A 3,148-nucleotide genomic window follows, 5' to 3' on the forward strand; every position below is an offset into this window, starting at 1 on the left:
TTTTCTTCTTTTGTAAAAACAATTGACGCATTTTAAACATAGTAGAGGAACATAGAAAAATAGCGATTAGCTTTCCATATGGTTCTGTTTTATTCTAGGATAAATGGTATCTTAAATACTTGACATGATTAACCCCTCAATATAATTCTAAATCATTTATACAATAAAACAGGAACCTATCTTATTTCATGATAGGTTCCTCCCTTAAATGGAAAACAATTCAGATGTGGTGGGTTATTCTTTGGATCGTTTCCGTACCCCATCGCCATCAAGCTAAGATGTTTCCGTACCCCCCATAACGAAAAAAAACGCCATTCTTCTGTATAATCATAGAGAGAATAACGTAGTTTTCACTTTAGGAATAATTTAGAAGCTTAGCTCGATAGACAGGTAGTGGTACTTCTTATTTTCTTAACTATAAAGATTTTTTCTCATTATTTTTTATATTGGATTCATATGTAAAACTAGGAATCCCTTTTTTAATACAATATTTCCAATTGCGTTTTATAAAAGGAATAAACCATAGTAATCCAATTCCAATGAATAAGAATGCACCAATAAAACCTATAGATACATCTAAGTCTGCTGTTGAAGATGTAGATGATTCAGAAGGACTCATAAATAATGAAATATCTTTAAATACTACAAAAATATTAGATACCATATGAACAATAATTGGCACTATAAGACTCTTCGTTTTTATATACAATACACACATACTAATACCCAAAATAGTAGCTCCAAATATGTTTTGTAAATGTAAAATTCCAAATACAATAGAACTTATGATAATTGCTTTTTTAATTCCTAATCTGAAGCTTAATCTGTTGAATAAATATCCACGAAATATAATCTCTTCAGCTATTGGTGCTATTACAGCGATTATAATACTACTTACCAACAATTGAAGACCACTTTTCGATTCTAATACAGTTGCTTCAGCTGTACCTTCCAATATATTAAAACTCATTGCAATTGCTAATAAAAGTAATACTATACCTATAACTAAAAAGAATGGCATAATGACAGCTGCAATCATCGTTTTAATAGGGAATACAGAAGGCTTTGAAAAAAAGCTAGAATAAAAGTATATCTTTTGTTTTTTACATTTGTTATAAAACCATAAGATTGGAATCAAATAAATAGCGCTAACCAATATAACTTCTTGTTTAATCCAAGGAGCAATATTATTAAAAAGGGGTGCACGTGAAAGAAGTTCTAGACTAACACTACTTACTAGAATCCATCCAATTATATGACGTATTTTCATTGTAGACATTGATGTATTCAAATTAATTCCTCCAAAGTTTATTTTGTTAAATTATAACATTTTAATAATCTAAACTTCCACTTATTAGAAGATAACTCACTTTAGGAGGGTTTCACATGGCCATCAAGTCAATAATTCAGACTATTCCTCACATGCGAAAAATGTTAACCTTTTCGATACGAAAGGATGGCGTTTTTGTATGAATATTTCGATTTCAAACGAGTTTCAATTACTCTCGCAAGAGTTACAACAAGTCTTTTCCTCGCAAACGTTGAAACAAATTGCAAGGCAAACGGGATTTGTACAACGAACGAGTAAATATCGTGCACAAGATTTATCTGCTTTATGTATTGGATTGGGCCAAGACATTGCGAGTCATTCTTTGAACCGTTTATGTGGAGCTCTGGAAGAAAATACTGGTATATTGATGAGTCCAGAAGGACTCAATCAACGCTTTAATGCCAATGCTGTTACTTTTTTACGTACGATATTTTCAAAACTTATACAGGCACAATTTTTATCTACAACTACAATTCCTCATTCTTTTTCAGAGTATTTTCGTCGTATTCGTATTTTAGATGCAACTACATTTCAAGTTTCAGACATGCTGTCTACCGTGTATCCTGGTTCCGGTGGAAGTGGAAAAGCATCTGGTGTAAAAGTGCAATTAGAATATGATTTACTTAGCGGTCAATTTCTACATGTTCAGGTAGCAACTGGTAAGCAAAATGATGTGAATTACGGGAAAGAAATTCAATCAACAGTAGATCTGCAAGACCTATGTATACGAGACTTAGGTTATTTTAGTTTATCTGACTTTGATGCAATCCAACAAAAGGGAGCTTATTATCTTTCACGATTAAAAATGAATACAAAAATTCATCAAAAAAATGCTGATGTTATGTATTTTAAAAATGGTGTTTTAAAAAAGAACTCTGAGTTTTTTAACATCGCTTTAGAAGAGATTATGTCACAAATAAAACCCGGTGAACTTTATGAGATTCCCCTTGCTTATGTCGGACGTGATTATAAACTTCCTGTACGTGTGGTGATTTATAAATTAACACCAGAACAAAAAGAACAACGATTAAAAGATCGAGCATACAAAGAAAAAAAGAAACGAATCACCTATAGTGAAAGGACTAAACAGTTACAAGAAATCAATGTTTATATTACGAATATTCCATCGGAATATGTCCCGAAGGAGTGTATTCATGATCTCTATTCTCTGCGTTGGCAGATTGAAATAATATTTAAAACATGGAAATCAATTTTTCGTCTTCACCATAATACCAATGTAAAAATAGAAAGGTTTGAATGTCATTTATACGGGAAGCTAATTGCTTTATTATTATCTTCCACCATCATGTATCAAATGCGTCGGTTATTAGTTATCAAAAAACAGAAAGAACTCAGTGAAGTAAAAGCCATGTATATGATTTATGACTATTTTAAAAAGTTATATAGATATATGCAGCAACAAACCACACATTTATCCAAAAGTCTTCTTCGGTTATTTTACCTGTTAGAAAAGAACGGAAAAAAGTCGCATCGATACCAAAAGAAAACAGTCTTCGATATCTTAGGTGTGGCATACGAATATTACCTATCGCCCAAGAAAAGTGCATGATTTTTAAAACGAAAACCCATTAGGGCTATTTGTTATGCCCTTATTTAATGACCAAAGCTTTTCAATTCATATTCAAGATAAGTTGATGTAATTTTTTATAATCGTTTTTTGTTAGCTTGATAGCAATGTTTCCGTACCCCTTTGGGGGGTTCTGGTGCGAAAACTTCAAGATAATTGCAAGTAATCTCTAAATCTTGGACATACTGATACTATTACTCTAAAAAAGGTGCGTGATCAGTATGGAAAAG

2 protein-coding genes are annotated in these 3,148 nt (G+C 31.8%); one reads left to right on the top strand and one right to left on the bottom strand.

What is annotated here, in order from left to right:
* Window positions 1-415 precede the first annotated feature (415 nt).
* Window positions 416-1,291, bottom strand: coding sequence for a CPBP family intramembrane glutamic endopeptidase (locus tag CQZ94_RS30375; protein ID WP_105588393.1), 876 nt, complete (start codon window positions 1,289-1,291; stop codon window positions 416-418).
* A gap of 178 nt (window positions 1,292-1,469) precedes the next feature.
* Between CQZ94_RS30375 and CQZ94_RS30380 the strand changes: the two genes are divergently transcribed.
* Window positions 1,470-2,900: an IS4 family transposase gene (locus CQZ94_RS30380; RefSeq protein WP_105588394.1), complete on the top strand. Its 1,431-nt coding sequence runs from the start codon at window positions 1,470-1,472 to the stop codon at window positions 2,898-2,900.
* Window positions 2,901-3,148: the final 248 nt, after the last annotated feature.

It is taken from the genome of Bacillus sp. MYb209 (genome assembly GCF_002975175.1).
Classification (GTDB): Bacteria; Bacillota; Bacilli; order Bacillales; family Bacillaceae_G; genus Bacillus_A.